The organism is Streptomyces hesseae, assembly GCF_031845785.1.
GTDB classification, from domain to species: Bacteria; Actinomycetota; Actinomycetes; order Streptomycetales; family Streptomycetaceae; genus Streptomyces; species Streptomyces hesseae.
In genome coordinates, this window is record NZ_JAVRFI010000002.1 from 351,231 (window position 1) to 365,916 (window position 14,686).

16 protein-coding genes and 4 pseudogenes are annotated in these 14,686 nt (G+C 69.7%); 11 read left to right on the top strand and 9 right to left on the bottom strand.

Annotated features, from left to right (window positions below):
* The first annotated feature begins 57 nt into the window (after positions 1-57).
* From RM609_RS04465 to RM609_RS04475, 3 genes are all read left to right on the top strand, one after another.
* Entirely contained in the window at positions 58-459 is a 402-nt protein-coding gene (locus tag RM609_RS04465) for a VOC family protein (protein WP_311608072.1), read from the top strand.
* 155 nt (positions 460-614) lie between these two features.
* The gene (locus RM609_RS04470; protein WP_311608074.1) at positions 615-1,022 is read left to right on the top strand and encodes a VOC family protein; all 408 of its coding nucleotides are present in this window, start codon (positions 615-617) and stop codon (positions 1,020-1,022) included.
* 32 nt (positions 1,023-1,054) lie between these two features.
* Positions 1,055-1,429 (top strand): ester cyclase, encoded by a 375-nt coding sequence (locus RM609_RS04475; RefSeq protein ID WP_311608076.1) that lies wholly within the window; start codon positions 1,055-1,057, stop codon positions 1,427-1,429.
* Positions 1,430-1,670: 241 nt separating this feature from the next.
* On the opposite strand, the gene RM609_RS04480 is transcribed toward RM609_RS04475, so the two are convergent.
* Complete coding sequence (locus RM609_RS04480) at positions 1,671-2,060, bottom strand: MmcQ/YjbR family DNA-binding protein (RefSeq protein WP_311608077.1); 390 nt, start codon at positions 2,058-2,060, stop codon at positions 1,671-1,673.
* A gap of 65 nt (positions 2,061-2,125) precedes the next feature.
* A complete protein-coding gene (locus tag RM609_RS04485; RefSeq protein WP_311608078.1) occupies positions 2,126-3,070 on the bottom strand; it encodes an SDR family oxidoreductase in 945 nt (314 codons plus the stop codon).
* Between the two features lie 470 nt (positions 3,071-3,540).
* On the opposite strand from RM609_RS04485, the pseudogene RM609_RS04490 reads away from it, so the two are divergent.
* A pseudogene (locus RM609_RS04490) lies at positions 3,541-3,957 on the top strand (helix-turn-helix domain-containing protein); the annotation flags it as partial.
* Here RM609_RS04490 and RM609_RS04495 read toward each other — a convergent pair.
* Both RM609_RS04495 and RM609_RS04500 read right to left on the bottom strand, forming a co-directional pair.
* Entirely contained in the window at positions 3,936-4,568 is a 633-nt protein-coding gene (locus RM609_RS04495; protein ID WP_311608504.1) for a transposase, read from the bottom strand. The pseudogene RM609_RS04490 and the gene RM609_RS04495 sit on opposite strands and share 22 nt — an antisense overlap.
* Positions 4,569-4,954: 386 nt before the next feature.
* A complete protein-coding gene (locus RM609_RS04500; RefSeq protein ID WP_311608079.1) occupies positions 4,955-5,971 on the bottom strand; it encodes a helix-turn-helix transcriptional regulator in 1,017 nt (338 codons plus the stop codon).
* A 221-nt stretch (positions 5,972-6,192) separates the two neighbouring features.
* Between RM609_RS04500 and RM609_RS04505 the strand changes: the two genes are divergently transcribed.
* The gene (locus RM609_RS04505; protein ID WP_311608081.1) at positions 6,193-6,627 is read left to right on the top strand and encodes a VOC family protein; all 435 of its coding nucleotides are present in this window, start codon (positions 6,193-6,195) and stop codon (positions 6,625-6,627) included.
* Between the two features lie 141 nt (positions 6,628-6,768).
* Here the strand turns inward: RM609_RS04505 and RM609_RS04510 are convergent.
* Together RM609_RS04510 and RM609_RS04515 are read right to left on the bottom strand one after the other, a co-directional pair.
* Positions 6,769-8,407: pseudogene (locus RM609_RS04510) on the bottom strand (alkaline phosphatase D family protein).
* A 310-nt stretch (positions 8,408-8,717) separates the two neighbouring features.
* Positions 8,718-8,918, bottom strand: a pseudogene (locus RM609_RS04515) (NF041680 family putative transposase); the annotation flags it as partial.
* 166 nt (positions 8,919-9,084) lie between these two features.
* Between RM609_RS04515 and RM609_RS04520 the strand changes: the two are divergent.
* Complete coding sequence (locus tag RM609_RS04520; RefSeq protein ID WP_311608083.1) at positions 9,085-9,255, top strand: nuclear transport factor 2 family protein; 171 nt, start codon at positions 9,085-9,087, stop codon at positions 9,253-9,255.
* 124 nt (positions 9,256-9,379) lie between these two features.
* Here RM609_RS04520 and RM609_RS04525 read toward each other — a convergent pair.
* A pseudogene (locus tag RM609_RS04525) lies at positions 9,380-9,634 on the bottom strand (phospholipase A2); the annotation flags it as partial.
* 503 nt (positions 9,635-10,137) lie between these two features.
* On the opposite strand from RM609_RS04525, the gene RM609_RS04530 reads away from it, so the two are divergent.
* Positions 10,138-10,269: a hypothetical protein gene (locus RM609_RS04530; protein WP_311608084.1), complete on the top strand. Its 132-nt coding sequence runs from the start codon at positions 10,138-10,140 to the stop codon at positions 10,267-10,269.
* Between the two features lie 132 nt (positions 10,270-10,401).
* Positions 10,402-10,929 (top strand): ferredoxin, encoded by a 528-nt coding sequence (locus RM609_RS04535; protein ID WP_311608085.1) that lies wholly within the window; start codon positions 10,402-10,404, stop codon positions 10,927-10,929.
* A gap of 155 nt (positions 10,930-11,084) precedes the next feature.
* Here RM609_RS04535 and RM609_RS04540 read toward each other — a convergent pair whose 3' ends face one another.
* Positions 11,085-11,750 (bottom strand): transposase, encoded by a 666-nt coding sequence (locus RM609_RS04540; protein WP_311608086.1) that lies wholly within the window; start codon positions 11,748-11,750, stop codon positions 11,085-11,087.
* 166 nt (positions 11,751-11,916) lie between these two features.
* Between RM609_RS04540 and RM609_RS04545 the strand changes: the two genes are divergently transcribed.
* Positions 11,917-12,099, top strand: a complete 183-nt coding sequence (locus RM609_RS04545) for a hypothetical protein (RefSeq protein WP_311608088.1) — start codon at positions 11,917-11,919, stop codon at positions 12,097-12,099.
* Between the two features lie 164 nt (positions 12,100-12,263).
* Positions 12,264-13,850, top strand: a complete 1,587-nt coding sequence (locus RM609_RS04550; protein WP_311608090.1) for an SDR family oxidoreductase — start codon at positions 12,264-12,266, stop codon at positions 13,848-13,850.
* A gap of 59 nt (positions 13,851-13,909) precedes the next feature.
* Here the strand turns inward: RM609_RS04550 and RM609_RS04555 are convergent, their stop codons facing one another.
* Positions 13,910-14,206 carry a Tn3 family transposase gene (locus tag RM609_RS04555; protein WP_311608092.1) on the bottom strand — a complete coding sequence of 99 codons (297 nt, stop codon included), beginning with the start codon at positions 14,204-14,206 and terminating at the stop codon, positions 13,910-13,912.
* A gap of 81 nt (positions 14,207-14,287) precedes the next feature.
* Between RM609_RS04555 and RM609_RS04560 the strand changes: the two genes are divergently transcribed.
* Positions 14,288-14,629 (top strand): hypothetical protein, encoded by a 342-nt coding sequence (locus RM609_RS04560; protein WP_311608093.1) that lies wholly within the window; start codon positions 14,288-14,290, stop codon positions 14,627-14,629.
* Positions 14,630-14,686 lie beyond the last annotated feature (57 nt).

Here is a 14,686-nt window from a genome sequence, read left to right on the forward strand (position 1 = left end):
GGTCGTCTCCAGAAGGCGGAACCCCGCCCAGCCGACCCGCAGCAAGAGGAGAAGACCATGGCCGACACACACGCCGGCAACAGTGCCCTGACCGGCAAGGTCCTGTCGCACGCGATCTGGGCCGAGGACGGAGGCAAGCTCGCGGAGTTCTACGCCGCCGCCCTCGGTGCGCAGGTCTCCGAGCCGTACCGGGACGAGGACGGCAACCCGGCGGCCTTCCCCGTGTGGGTCGGCGACATGATGTACGTCTTCTGGTCCGCGACGTCGTTCAAGGCCCCCACCTGGCCCCAGGACGAACTTCCCTTCCACATGGACATCAGGTTCGACGACGTCGAGGCGGCGGAGAAGCGGCTCCTGGAACTGGGTGCCACCAAGCCCGCCCACCAGCCGGGCGGGGACCACTGGACCGTTCTGCTCGACCCCTCCGGCCAGCCCTTCTGCATCAGCAGCACCCACTGACGACCTCAGCCCCGGCCCCAGCCGCTCACAGCGGCTGCTCTCACCAGGACGGCCGCCCCCGGAGTGCACCCCCGCCCCCACCGGCGGAGAAAGGAACCGCGAGGTGCCCCCGCTCGCACCCTGGTGAAGGCCACACCCCCGGCCATGGAGGATTCATGCCGTTCGCTCCCTGCCTGAGTGTCAAGGACACCGCGGCCAGCATCGCGTTCTACAAACAGCTCGGTTTCGACGCCGATTCCAGCACCGCCCGCCCCGGCGACGACATCCACATGCTGCTCTACCAGGGCGGATTCTGCGCCATGCTCTACAGCAACGCCGACCTGAAGAACTGGCTGCCCGTCCTGGCCGACACCCCCATCGGATTCGCCGGCATGTTCTACCTCGGCGTGGACGACTTCGACGGCGCCCACGACCGCATCTCCCGGCACGCCGAGATCGTCAAGGACATCGACACCGACCACACCGGCCAGCGCATGTTCTACTTCCGCGACCCGGACGGCTACGTCGTCGGCATCAACGACCAGGCCGCCTTCCAGGCCAGCGACCTCGGCAAATACGCCTGAGCCGGGTTCCGGACAACCGAGAGACAACAACCATGAACAGCGACACGTTCGTCCACGCGTGGGCGAACGCCTATAACGACCAGGACTTCCACCGGTTCGGCGAGCTGTACACCGACGACACCACCTACGAGTGCGGGCCCTTCGGGCTCGCCTTCACCGGCCGGGACGCCTTCGTGCGCCACCTACGGGAGTACGCCGGCGCCGTTCCCGACCGCAAGTTCACCATCCGGCGCATCATCGCCGACGGGGACGCCATCGCCGTCGAGTACGGCTTCGCGGGAACCAGCTCCGGGGCACACCCGGGCCTACCTCCGGCGGGAGAGCCGGTCACCGCCGGCTTCTGCTCGGTCCTGCGACTGCGCGGGGACCGGATCGCCTCACAGACCGACTACCTCGGCGGACAATGACCTCCCCCTGAAAGTGCAGACGGAGCTTCGGGTGCCCGCCGGCCCGCAGCCCGGTCGTCCATCACCGCGGCCGCTGGCCGGAAAACCGGCCATGACCAGGCATCTTCAACCACACACACGCTGTCACCAGGACGATGACCGGGCAGCTCGCCCCCGCGGGAGCGCCCCGCGGTCAGCTACGTGACGTAAGGACGCAGGCCAGTCCCCATTCGGTCATATCGATGCTGATGAGACTCGACGATTACCCAGCCTTTCGAGACCGGGCTGCGGAATTCCGGTGCAGCCGGTCGCGCGTGGCGGGCGGCAGCCCGGCCACCACGCACTCCCAGGCGTGAGCGACCATGTCGGTGAGCTCCTCGGCGGGCACCGTGCCGTCGAGGGGGACGGTGATCCAGTGCCAGCGGCGTCCCTCGTACCAGGAGCGGACCCCCTCGTACTGCTCGCGCAGGTGCAGGGCGAGACCGGGTTCGCACTTGAGGGTCACCTGCTCGGGGTGGTCCTTGGTCGCCTCCGCGAGCATGGCGAAGATACTGCCGCCGACTTTGAACACCGGCCGACGAGGGCCGTACGGCTCCTCCTCCACCGCCTCCGGCAACGCGAGCGCGAGCACCGCGACTTCTTCAAGGGGCATGGTTCCGTCCTTCGTGCAGGTGGTGACCGGGGGGGCGGCTCATAGCGGGGGTGTGCGGCTTGCGTTCAGCGGTAGTCGTCGGCGTTCGGGGCGTGCCCGGTGCGCATGAATTCCTGGAAGTAGCGGACGGAGTCGGGGGCCGAGCCGTCGGCGTCGGCGAAGCCGTACTCCTTGGCGAGGGTGCCGACGGACAGTGAGGCGCCGTTGTGGCGGGCGACGTCCGGGTCGGTGGCGAGCGCGGTGACGGCACGGGCGGTGAAGACGGGGGTCTCGGAGATCGCGAACGTAGGGTCCATCTTGCGGCCCTCGCGCCAGTTCTCCTCGGTGATGCGGAACGCGTCGAGCATCGCCTCGGTGCGCATCCAGCCCGGGGCGAGGTTGAGTGCTGTACAGCCGTACTCCTTCATTTCCTCGGCCAGTGCCCACGTCATCCGGAAGGGCGCGAACTTGGCGAGATCGAAGAAGAAGGGGGCACGATAGTTGGCGCGGTTGAACTCCTCGGTCCCGTCCGTGAGCTCCACGACCAGCCCGCCCGGGCGGCGGATCAGCAGGGGCAGGAGGCAGTGACTGGTGACGTAGTACGTCTCGATACCGAGCCGCAGCATGCGCCGACCCTGGTCCAGGTCGCATTCCCACATCTTCTTGCCGCGCTCGACGAGGTGCTCCCCGCCCCAGATGGCGTTCACGAGAATGTCCAGCCGCCCCTGCTCCCGGTCGATGCGCTCGGCCAGCGCCCGCACCTGTTCGGCCTCAAGGTGATCGACCACCGCGGCGATCCCCTCGCCGCCGGCAGCGGTCACCAGCTCGGCGGTCTGCTCCACGGTCTCCGCCGGCCGGCCCGTCTCACTGGCCTTACCCCGACCGGTACGGCCGGTCACGTAGACGGTGGCACCGGCCCGGCCGAGCTCGACCGCGATCGCCCGCGCCCCGCCCCGGCTCGCTCCCGTGACCAGCGCCACCTTCCCGGCCAGCGCCTTCTCCCCACCCACGGCGCTTCCAGTCCTGTTCATGGCGATAACTCCTTTTCATGCAGAAAAGCTGCACGGAAAGCATGGAGGGGATATAGGACGGTAGATGTCCTATATCCCCTCTAGTCTTCGCGTCGGCGACCGGACGACGGAGGTGCGCCTGATATCGCAGTAGTACGCACGTACTGATGTTTCGGAGCAGAGAAAGCCGCATCCGCGCAGTGGCTCTCCCCGCCTACGCCACCCCTCCGGCCCGCCTGGCCCCGGTCAGGGTGTGGTTTCGCTCGCCTGCTGTGGACGGTCGCCGTCCGGCCCAGCCTTCGCAGCTGGCCCACATGGACACAAGCGTAAAGCCCCCTTCGGTCCACCACGACCGGGCCGGCCAGGGGGCGAGCGCCATCAGGACGCCCGGGACGTGCCCGGGACGCGCGGCTGCGCACCCTGCGCCATCACCGAATGAGGAGAACGTCCCGTTCTAGTGGTCGTCGCAACACCCCAGCTCAAGGGGTGCGATGGACTTCAAAATTCGGGAGATCCGGACGGCTCAGGGTCGGAAGACGCTCTCTGCTGAGCGAGCTGAATACTTCCAGCTCGTGAAGCAGGGGTTCAGCAATAGTGCGGCGTGCCGGATCGTCGGTATCAATCCGAAGGCTGGGCGCCGATGGCGTAACGGTCGTAGTGGCGATCGACGACAGAACGCGGCACCACGGGTTCGAACAGCTCGAGCGGTGGTGCCGCCTTCTGGCCCGTCCCGGTACCTGTGTCAGAGCGATCGGATCCACATCGCCGACCGCCTGCTGGAGCGAGCCACCGTCCGTGCGATAGCTGCTGAGCTGAGACGCAGCCCGTCCGCCATCAGCCGGGAGATACGCCGCAACGGCAGGGTCGACCCTCGCGGTGGCCGGCACTACTGCCCCCACTCCGCCCAGGGCGCCAGCTGGTTCTTGGCGTAGGCGGAGTCGGCCCAGACGATGGAGATCTCCGGGCGCAGGAGTGCGAGGCGGAACAGGAGCTCCCGTGCCACGAGTGAGTCCTGGGCTCCGGCATCGGTGACCATGACCAGCAGTACGAGGCTGCGGTGGTCGCAGATGAGGTGCCGCTTCCGGACGTTATCTTGAGCCCGCGCGACGGGCGACCTCCTGACCTGGTGCGATGTGTGGTGGATGGTGTCCTCGACGCTCGCGTCAGCACGGCCCGATGACGGCGGAAGATTTCCTCTTCGGCGTGTCGCCTGGATGTCCTGGCAGGTCGGCGGTGCGTCGTTCCCCGAGCGCCAGAGCGAGGGCTTCGCGCAACTCCCTGTTCTCGGTCTCCAGTTGTTGGTTGCGCCTGGTGGCTGCCTCCGGACGCCGCAGCAGTGAGGTCTCGGACGCCCGTTGCCGGTCGGGAACGGGTCGGGGCGCCGGGATGTGAGGCCGGGCCCGGAGGCGCCCAGGGCGCCCAGGTCGGCATCCGCGCGGGCTGCCTGCCGGTACGCGACACAGGACAGCTCCCCGCTGCTTGCAGGAGGGCCAGCGGCGACGGGCCGCTGGCCCCGGATTCTCGGGTCGGATGGGCCCTCTTGTCCTGGCCGCGCGGCGGGAGGGCCGGATCGTCGGCGGCCGGGCCCAGCTCACGTACTGCACTCTGGACCTCGCGACTCCCCGCCGATCCCGGCCGACAAGCCCGTGCGGCCGCCAGGACCGGGGCGTAGGGGACGATGGCTGTCCCCGGGAGCGCGTTTCACTCTTGCCTCCCCCACCCCACGGGAGCGTGAACTCTCCCCTCAGAGGCGGTGGATGTGCGGCCGGAAAGAGGCCCCTAACCGTCGACTTCAGTGTTCTGGAAGACGACCAGCCCACGAGAGGCTCGCACGGGCTGCAGGTGGCCTTGGACGCGACGGCCGAGCTGCCGCCCAAGTGAGCCGGGCGGTTGGAGGCGGGGCCCTCAGCGATCCTTTGTGGTGGGGGCGTGGGTCTCGTCGGGCTCGCCGGCGGTGAGCGCGCGGGCCACTTCCTGCAGGAGCTGCGCGAACCCCTCCAGGTGCTGGGCGAGTTCGGGGCTTCCTTGGAAGGTGCTGCCGGGTCCGGGGGCGAGGTCGAAGAGCTGGAGGGCGATGCGGCGGGGGGTGTCGGCGGCCAGCTCGATGGTGCTGGTGTGCGCGTCGGCGCTCCGTACGCGCTCGGGCAGGACCTGGGTGCGCTCGAGGACGGTGGCTGCGTCGGTGGGGACGGTGACGCTCAGGGTGTAGCGGGTGGGGGCGGCGGCGACGCGTGCGGCGAGGAAGGCGAGGGGGTCGGTGGCGGGCAACTCGCGGGGGGTGACGCGGTGGCCGGTGGGGGCGGGTTCGGTGAGCCGGTCCACGCGGAAGGTGCGCCAGCCGGTGTGGGTGGTGTCGTAGGCGATCAGGTACCAGCGGTGGCCCGCGACGACCAGGCTGTGCGGCTCGACGCGTCGCGGTGTCGTACCGCCGCTTTTGGACGCGTAGGTGAAGGTGACGATCTCCTGGTCGCGGCAGGCCGCGGCCAGGACGGCCAGCGCGGAGGGGTCGGCCCCGGGTCCTGTGTCCCAGGGGACGGTGGTGGTGGCGGCATGGATCGCGGCGACCTGGTGGCGCAGCCGGACCGGAAGCACCTGCTCCAGCTTGGCCAGGGCGCACACCGCGCTTTCGGCGGCGCCGCTCACGCCACTGGTGGCGGTGCGCAGGGCGGTGGCGATGGCGACGGCTTCCTCGTCGTCCAGGAGCAGCGGCGGCAGGTCGGCCCCGGCGGCCAGGCGGTAGCCGCCGGCGGTGCCGGTGGTGCCCTCGACCGGGTAGCCCAGCGTGCGCAGCCGGTCGATGTCACGCCGGACGGTGCGCAGGGTGACGTCCAGGCGGTCGGCGAGCTCGGCGCCGGTCCAGGTGCGGCGCATCTGGAGCAGGGAGAGCAGGCGAAGCATGCGGGCGGGCAGGTCCTGGGTCATGCCGTCCAGGTTCCCAGGGATTGGTGACGCCAGCTGTCCTAAAGCCGCTCTACGGTCGAAGACGTCCGAGCGGCAAGGAGCCACCTCGGCGGGCGGCAACAGTCCTCTCCCCACGGGAGAAGGCAGCGGCTCTGCCCGGGCAGCCTGTGGCCTCGCCGACGAAGTAAGCCCGTCCGCACCCCGTGGGTGATCGGATGTGCCTCAGATAAGCAGGAGAAGTCATGATTACCGCAGTGAACACGGTTGTGGTCTGGGTGCTGGACCAGGACGCGGCCAAGGCCTTCTTCACCGAGAAGCTCGGCCTGCAAGTGCGCATGGATGTGCCGTCCGGCGATGACCCGCGCTGGCTCACCGTGGGCCCCGAGGACCAGCCAGAGTTGCAGCTCAGCCTCATGGTCCCGGGAGCACCGCGGCAGGATGCCCGGTCCGCCGAGCAGCTGAAGGCGCTGCTTGCCGAGGGTGCGCTCTTCGGCTGCACGTTCACCGTCGAGGACTGCCACGCGGCCGTCAAGGAACTGTCGGCGCGAGGGGTGACCGTTCTCCAGGAGCCGCAACAGAAGCCGTGGGGCATCTCCGCGATCTTCCGCGACGACTTTGGGACCTGCCACGAACTCCTGCAGCCCCAGCACGGCATGCCGGCAGACAGCAGCTCCTGACCATCCCCCCCCCCGGGGGGTACCCTCCAGTCGCAGACGGTCGGCAGGCCCGTGGTCTGTGGGTGCCGTCCGGCCACCTCTGTTCGCCAGGCCGTCCCCCGGTACTTGTCTGTACTGGCGGTACCGGTCAGTGCCGGGCACTCAGGCAGGGTGGAGGCCGGGGTGTCCGGCTTGGGTGATGAGGCTGGCTCCGGTGGCCAGGGGGGGCGCCGGGGCGGGTGACGTAGGCCAGGGTGCGGTAGTCGGCGCGGGCGTAGTCGGGTGTGAGGGTCAGGACGACGTATCCGCGGCGTTTGGCGTAGTAGGACATGTGGGGGTTGGCGGCCAGGAGTTGTGTCAAGTCTTCGGGCTGTTCCATGCCGTCGCCGCCGCTGGAGATGGAGGTGCCCAGGATTTCGACGCCCAGGGTGGGGGATCGGGGGTCGTCGAAGTCTTTTTTGATGTCCATGGCGAGGTGGATGTGGGAGTCGCCGGAGAGGACGATCAGGTTGCTGATGCCCGCGGCCTGGGCGCCGTCGAGGATGCGGGTGCGGGAGGCGGGGTAGCCGTCCCAGGCGTCCATGGACAGGGGCGAGGGGCCGGTGGGGGTGAGTCTGCGCTGGCAGAAGGCCACCTGCTGCGGTACGACGTTCCACACGTTGCCCATGGCCGTCGAGGTGCGGAAGCCGTCCAGCAGCCAGTGTTCCTGCCCCTTGCCGGTCATCGTGCGCGAGGGGTCCTGTGAGGCGGGCCCGGGGTACTGCCAGCCGTCGCCGTAGGCCTGGTCCGAGCGGTACTGGCGGGTGTCCAGCACGTCGAACTGTGCCAGGCGCCCGAAGTGCAGGCGCCGGTAGAGGCGCATGGACGCCTGGTGCGGCCGCTGGGCCTGGCGCAGTGGCATGTTCTCCCAGTACGCCTGGTAGGCGGCTGCTCTGCGTTGCAGGAACCGGCCGCTGTCGTCGCCGTCCTGGGGGATGTCGGCCGCGTAGTTGTTGGAGACTTCGTGATCGTCCCAGGTGACGCACCAGGGGTGGGCGGCATGGGCGGCCTGTAGGTCGGGGTCGGTCTTGGCCAGGGCGTACCGCAGCCGGTAGTCGTCCAGGGATTGCAGCTCGTGGCCGAACACCTCGGGCAGCCGGCTGCCGATGGGGAGCCGGCGCTCTCCGGCCTGCGGGTCGATGGCGTTTTCGTAGATGTAGTCGCCGACGAAGAACACGGCGTCGAGTTCTTCCCGGGCGAGGTGGGCATGGGCGGTGTAATAGCCGCCGTCGTACTGCTGGCACGAGGCCAGCCCCAGCCTCAGCCGGGGAACCTCCGCGCCCGGGGGCGGTGCGGTGCGGGTGCGCCCAACGGGGCTGGACCACGCGCCGGTGTGGAACCGGTACCAGTACTCCCGCCTGGGCTGCAGGCCGCGGACGTCCACATGCACGCTGTGTCCCCACCCGGCCTCGGCCACCGTCACACCGCTGCGCTCGACGTGCCGGAACTGCTCGTCGCGGCCGATCTCCCAGGACACTTCCGTCCTCTGGCCCGGCGGGAGCCCGCCACCGGCTTCGTAGGGACGGGGAGCCAGCCGCGTCCACAGCACCACGGAGTCCGGCAGCGGATCACCCGACGCCACCCCCAGCGTGAAGGGATAGTCGCCCACCTCTCCCCCGCGCCGGCGTGCAGCGCGAGCATGCGGCATCCCGGCGAAAGCCGCTGCCGAGGCTCCCGCCGCCAGCGTCAGGAACCGCCGCCGTGCATGCACCCCGCCCCCGCCCGCCTCACCACGTCCTTGTTCTCGCACCAACGCGCTCATCCCCTCCAGGCTCCGTTCCGACACTGGCCGGGAACTACCCATCTCCGTACTACACGCCCCGGCTGCACATGAGCGCATCAGTGCGCACCCCGGCGCACAGCTGTGGCGGTGCTCCCAGGTCACCCGGCTGTGGGGGCGCCACTGTCATCACCCGCACCAGCCACAGGCCACTAACTGCACCGAATCCCCTGACCTGTGACAGTCGGTGGTGGTTGACAGAACCGTTCAGGAGAGCGCCGGGACTGGACTCGTGTGGGGACGGGGCAGAACCTTCTCGCCGAAGCAGCGTGCCGTCTCCTGAGCTTGGCATTTATGGTCTGAGTAGGTTTCGTTCGGTGATGCTTTCTGGTCGTTTTACGGTCTTGCCCACGTCGTAGCGGATGGCGCGCCGGTTCCCCGAGCCGGGTGGCCGTCCTGGCCCGGGTTTTGAGGGTTTGGGTGCGCGGGCCGGACAGACGAGGTGCGGGCGGAGGTTCCTGAACCCCCGGCGGACCCGGGCCAGGGTGAGCCGGCCCGAGCCCGGCCGAGACCGACCACACGGGCCAGCGCATGTTCTACTTCCGCGACCCGGACGGCTACGTCGTCGGCATCAACGACCAGGCCGCCTTCCAGGCCAGCGACCTCGGCAAATACGCCTGAGCCGGGTTCCGGACAACCGAAAGACAAAGACAACAGCCGTGAACAGCGACACGTTCGTCCACGAGTGGGCGAACGCCTACAACGACCAGGACTTCCACCGGTTCGGTGAGCTGTACACCGACGACACCACCTACGAGTGCGGGCCCTTCGGGCTCGCCTTCATCGGCCGGGCCCCCTTCGCTCGGCAGACAATGATCTCCACCAAGTGAGAGGCTTACGGCCCGGGGCATTTTCCCGCTCCTGCGCAAGCGCGTGCTCCGCACCTGAGGCAGGCATACGGCGTCTCTGCCCATACGACGCGGACCGGCTCCTGATCCCGTCACCGTCCTGGCACTACTGCATATTGCCCAAGGCAGGCCCGTGGAAGGCAGGGCCGCCGAACAGGCGCACCGCTTGATACATGGTCTGTGCGGCTCCCTGGCAGTCGGGCAGTGGCCCCGGCTGGTCGTCGCAGATGCGCTCCATCTCTTCGAGGAAGCGGTTGTCGATGGCCAGACGGCGGTTCTCGGTGGGGTCCAGGGGGCGCAGGCCTTTCGGGCCGGGGCTGCCGTAGTTGTGGTAGCCGAAGTCGTGCATGACGCAGGCGCCCCGGAAGAACGCGGCCCAGGCGGTGGGGGTGGGGGGGAGAGCAGCCGTCGGTGGACCAGTCGAAGGGGGCCTCGTGTTTCCGGGCGGAGACGGCGAATTCCCGGTAGGTCTGGGACATCAAGGCGTCCGCCCGCTCGAGGACCGTGTAGTCGGGTGCCTGTGCCGGTGAGGGCACCAAGTAGGACGCCGGCACGGCCGGCGCTGCCGCCGCCTGGGCCAGTGACGCTCCGGTCAGCAGAGTTGCGGTCAGAGCGAGAGTGGCTGCGAGGCGCGAGGCTGCGGTCCGGTGGGCACGGTGCATGGACTTCCGTTCCACGGGGCTGCGCGGGGCCGGTGCGTGGACGGCGCGCCGTGTGAACGCGGAGCCCCCGCAGGCCGGAGTGACACACGCTTCACCCTGCCCGCCGGCCTCTCATCGGAACCGGCGCGTGGAAGCAAGCACAGGAGTCCGCTGTGGTACAGCCGCCCCTCCTGAGCACGAGGGCCCCCGGTACTGGCTCACCGTGCACAGGAACGGCACGGCCCGGGACGAGGGCCTCACCGGATTGATCAGCTACTCCTGGCAGGGCGTGGTGGACGGCCTGCCGCGCAGCACCCCGACCGGCTGCACAGGCTCCACCGCGGTCTCAAGCTGAACACATAGACTTGACAGACATCCCATGAGCTGGAGAGTCAAACGGCGAGCGCTTGAGCCCAGGAGGACCACGCAGTCCCCTTCCCAGCGGCAGCCCGTCGTTCAGCTCGAACGGATGCCCTAGTCTCGACGGATGACGCTCTACTTCGACCCGGTGGCCATCCTCGGCAACGACCGCGATGCATTTCGGGGCCGTTGGGAAGACCGGCTGTGGCTCAATGTCCCCGGGCCCTTCTACGGCGGGGAGACCGACACCTGCTGGACGGGACGGCTCTCGGCGCCCGCCCATGTCCTCTATGGAGGCAAGTACCTCAGCGAGTACGTCTATCGCCAGCCCAGTACGCCTGCGGACACGGCTCTGCTGGTCGAGGCGGCAGACAATGACCCGTTCCTCGGGTACGGCTGTGATGGCGACTCGCGATGGACACCGGAAGCGGTCCGGGAGTGGTGGCGTAACCGCAGCCAGGTCGTGCAGTACCTCTCCGAGCAGCAGAGCAAATGGGATGAGAGCGATGCGCGGGCAGGCCAGGGCATCGCCGCTGCCGTCCGCGACTTCGAGCTCTACATCGCCGGTGACCTGGCAACTGACCTGCGGATCTACCTCTACTGGCTGGAAGAGCGGCGGTCCCCCACACCCGTTGACCGGTTGCCCGAGCTGTAGCGTCAGGCGGCGAGTGTGTGGGCTCGCTGGGACCAAGCTGTCGTCTCGTCGTACGGTGTACCGGTTTTGAGACAGCCGTGCAGGATACCGACGAGCCGGTTGGCGAGTTGGCGCAGAGCGGCATTGAATTCGATGCCGCGAGCTCGTTGCTTCTCCTAGTAGGCCCTGGCTCCGGCGGAGACCCGCAGCGCGGAGAATGCCTGGGCGATCAGGGCGTCGATGAGCCGGTCGTTGCGAACGTACCGCGCGGTCACGACCTTCATTCTGCCGGAGGCTCGCGTGATCGGGCTGGTACCTGCATAGTTCTTACGGGCCTTCGCACTGGCGTAGCGGTGCGGGTCGTCACCGAATTCTGCGAGGACCCGGGCGCTGAGTATCGGGCCCAGTCCGGGCTGGGAGCGGATGATCTCAGCGTCGGAGTGTCGGCCGAAGTAGTCCTCGACCTGCCCGTACAGAAAGCTGACCTGCTCGTTCAAGGTGACCAGCAGCGCGACAAGAGCGCGCACCGAGTCGGCGTAGGCCGCGGTCACAGCGGCGGGCTGTCCCAGATGTTCGGCACGCAGTACGGCCTGGATCTTGGTGGCCTTGTCGGCGATGTTGCGCCGGCGGGCGCGCTTGAGGGCCGCACTGATCTGCGTGGTCGTCAGCTTCGCCGCGGCAACGGGATCAGGCGCCTTGGCCAGCAGTTCCAAGACGTCGGGGGCGTCCAGACCCTCGAACGCCTCCAGGGCGGCGGGGAAGTAGTCGAGCAGGGCGTGCCGAAGCCGCTGCATGGTGCGGGTCCGCTCCCAGATCAGGGTCTTGTGGATGCGCGTCACCACCTTGACCGCTTCCGCGTCGGCAGTGTCCCCGGAAACCGGGCGCGAGGAAGACCTGGCCAACCGGGACTCCGCCACCAACGCGTTCGAGACGTGGTGTGCGGCGCAGAAACCGCACCGCCCGCCACGGCGTCCGCACGGCCTGCGGCACAGGAGCCCTCCGCGGCCATTGGTATCCGCAGCTTCCCCCGTCAAGTGCGGCCGGGTCGTCTTCGACCTGGGAGGGGATTCGGCCACCCTCGTCTCGGCGACACCCGACGGGGGCCGGCGGATGCGGGTGTGGTCGCAGGACGTCTGGATCCGCGTCGACTTCGTCGTGGGCACGGCGACGACATCGGTGTTCGTCACCTGAAACGGACACCCCCGCAGGTGCAGACCGCGCAGAACCGACACGGCCGGCCCCCCGCCGCGACACGATCGCGCCTGCCCCGCCGCGCCCCGCGCCTGCGGGATGCTGGAAGCCCGCCGCCGGAAAGCCCCGGCAGGCGGCCCGGCACCAGGAAGGCACGCACTGCCATGAACAACGGCCCCAGCGAACCGGCGGCCACCGGCGCACGGGGCGTGGCCCCCGGCTCTGGGCGGCTGTGCCTGGTCACCGGCGCGACCGGGTACATCGGCGGCCGCCTCGTCCCCGAACTCCTCGCCGCCGGATACCGCGTGCGCTGCCTGGCCCGCACGCCCGACAAGCTCCGCGACCATCCCTGGGTCGGCGAGGCCGAGGTGGTGCAGGGAGACGTCACCGACCCCGGATCGGTCGCCGCCGCCCTGGAGGGGGTCGACATCGCCTACTACCTCGTCCACGCCCTCGGCACCGGCCGCCACTTCGAGGCCACCGACCGCCGAGCCGCCCAGAACTTCGCCGAGCGCGCCGAGACCGCCGGGGTACGCCGCCTGGTCTACCTCGGCGGCCTGCTCCCGGCCGGGGTGCCCGAGCGGGAACTGTCGCCCCACCTGCGCTCGCGAGCGGAGGTCGGCCGCATCCTGCTGGCCAGTCGCGTGCCTACCGCCGTCCTGCGCGCCGCGGTCGTCATCGGCTCCGGCTCGGCCTCCTTCGAGATGCTGCGCTACTTGACCGAACGCCTGCCGGTCATGGTCACCCCCAGCTGGATCCGCACCCGCATCCAGCCGATCGCCGTCCGCGACGTGCTGCGCTACCTCGTGGGCGCCGCCGGGCTGCCACCCGCCATCGACCGCGCCTTCGACATCGGCGGCCCCGACGTCGTCACCTACCGCGACATGATGCGCACGTACGCGCAGGTGGCCGGGCTGCCCCGGCGCCTGATCCTCACACTGCCCGTGCTCACCCCGCGGCTGTCCAGCTACTGGGTCGGTCTGGTCACCCCTGTCCCCGCCGGCATCGCCCGGCCGCTGACGGAGTCCCTGCGCCACGAGGTGGTCTGCCGCGACCACGACATCGCCCGGTACGTCCCCGATCCGCCCGGCCATCCCTACGGTCTGGCCAAGGCGATCGAACTGGCCCTGCGCCGGGTCCAGCAGGCCCAGGTCACCACGCGCTGGTCGTCCGCCGCCGTACCCGGCGCCCCCAGCGATCCGCTGCCCACCGACCCGAGGTGGGCGGGCGGCAGCCTCTACACGGACGAGCGGCAAATCGCCGTCCCGGCCTCGCGCGCGGCGCTGTGGCAGGTCATCGAGGGCATCGGCGGCGTCAACGGCTGGTACTCCATGCCGCTCGCCTGGGCAGCGCGCGGCTGGCTGGACCGCTTCGCCGGCGGCGTCGGGCTCGGCCGCGGCCGCCGCGACAACCGCTACCTGCGGATCGGCGACTCCCTCGACTTCTGGCGCGTCGAGGCCCTGGACCGCGGCAGCCTGCTGCGGCTTCGCGCGGAGATGCGCATGCCCGGCCTGGGCTGGCTGGAAATGTACGCCGAGGACGCCCCGGACAGTGCGGAAGGTGAACCCGGGGCCCGCTCCCGCTACCGCCAGCGTGCCGTGTACCACCCCCACGGCCTGCTCGGTCACCTCTACTGGTGGGCCGTGAGCCCCTTCCACGCCGCCGTCTTCGGCGGCATGGCCCGCAACATCGCCCGCGCCGCCGCCCGACAGCCCGATCCCGGCCCCGGCGCCGGGTCCCGTCCGCGGTGACCAGGACCGGGTGGATGACGGGCCCTGGCCGGCCCGCGCACCCTCGCGGGGTAGCCGGATCATCGGCCGCAAAAAAGCAACGGATATCGCTGGCCTGCACCGATTCCGGGGGCCCGGGCAGTGGTCGACTTGCCCTTGACCGGGAACCGCTGCCCGTCGGAGGAGGACAGCGTGCCGCCGCCGAAGGCGCGGGTGAGCGGGAGGCGGTGGTGGTAGTTGACCACCGCGACGTTCGCTGCAGCCAGGGTCTCCTCGCGCAGGTACCACTCCTGGGTCCAGGCCAGGATGTCGTAGGAGATCGAGCACGCCTCCGCCATCCGCACCAGGCCCAGGTTCGTCGCGTTCGCGATCAGCACGGCTGTGCTGGGTGCCCAGCGCGGCCTCGGCAGTAGCGAGCCGATCGTACGCGGCGGCCTGGGACCAGCGGAAACTGTGGTGTGTCAACCGGCAGTAGCCTGTTCGCCCAGTCCCCGGACCGTTCCAGCGTCTTCCAATGGACCGGCAACGGCAGCAGCTGGATCAAGGTCGGTGGACCGGCAGGCAGGCTGTACGCGGGCGGCGCCGGTGTATTCGTCACCAACCCCGACAACGGGGACCTGTTCAAAATGAACGGGCCCAACAACTGGAGCAAGGTCGGTGGCGCGGGCCGGGACTTCGCCGTCGCCGGAGACGCACTGTACGGCCTGTCGCCCAACAGCGACGCGGTGTTCCGGTGGACCGGTAACGGGACGGTGTGGCACAAGGTCGGCGGACCCGCGTACTCCATCGCGGGCCGGTAGCTGACGTCACCCCAAGCGGCCCACCGGAGTCTCCTCTGACACGAGGGTTTCGGTGGG

Excerpts from the sequence above, each read along its gene's own strand:
- RM609_RS04505 (WP_311608081.1), top strand. The coding sequence starts at position 6,193 with ATGATTACCGCAGTGAACACGGTTGTGGTCTGGGTGCTGGACCAGGAC.
- RM609_RS04500 (WP_311608079.1), bottom strand. The coding sequence starts at position 5,971 with ATGACCCAGGACCTGCCCGCCCGCATGCTTCGCCTGCTCTCCCTGCTC.
- RM609_RS04470 (WP_311608074.1), top strand. The coding sequence starts at position 615 with ATGCCGTTCGCTCCCTGCCTGAGTGTCAAGGACACCGCGGCCAGCATC.
- RM609_RS04485 (WP_311608078.1), bottom strand. The coding sequence starts at position 3,070 with ATGAACAGGACTGGAAGCGCCGTGGGTGGGGAGAAGGCGCTGGCCGGG.
- RM609_RS04480 (WP_311608077.1), bottom strand. The coding sequence starts at position 2,060 with ATGCCCCTTGAAGAAGTCGCGGTGCTCGCGCTCGCGTTGCCGGAGGCG.
- RM609_RS04535 (WP_311608085.1), top strand. The coding sequence starts at position 10,402 with ATGACGCTCTACTTCGACCCGGTGGCCATCCTCGGCAACGACCGCGAT.
- RM609_RS04465 (WP_311608072.1), top strand. The coding sequence starts at position 58 with ATGGCCGACACACACGCCGGCAACAGTGCCCTGACCGGCAAGGTCCTG.
- RM609_RS04475 (WP_311608076.1), top strand. The coding sequence starts at position 1,055 with ATGAACAGCGACACGTTCGTCCACGCGTGGGCGAACGCCTATAACGAC.
- RM609_RS04550 (WP_311608090.1), top strand. The coding sequence starts at position 12,264 with ATGAACAACGGCCCCAGCGAACCGGCGGCCACCGGCGCACGGGGCGTG.